Genomic DNA, 231 nt, shown 5'->3' on the forward strand with positions numbered 1-231 from the left:
GCTGAAGCGCACCGCCGCCGGGAACGCCTTGACCATCACATAGGGCACAGCGCCAATCACGCCCACGCACAGGCCAGTCACCGCGTACAGCGGGAACAACAGCTCAGGCCGGGTCGGCAGGCTGTGGTAGAAGGCCCAGGAACTGGCCAGCAGCAACAGGCTGCCAATCACGAACACGCGGCCCGCACCAAAGCGGTCGGCCAGGCTGCCGGCGCCGATGCAGCCAAGGCT

The 231-nt window shown here is 67.5% G+C and carries 1 pseudogene; it reads right to left on the reverse strand.

What is annotated here, in order from left to right:
• A pseudogene (locus SB756_RS35970) lies at positions 1-231 on the reverse strand (MFS transporter); the annotation flags it as partial.

Origin of the sequence: Pseudomonas sp. SIMBA_068 (assembly GCF_046534705.1) — a bacterium.
Lineage (GTDB): Bacteria > Pseudomonadota > Gammaproteobacteria > Pseudomonadales > Pseudomonadaceae > Aquipseudomonas > Aquipseudomonas putida.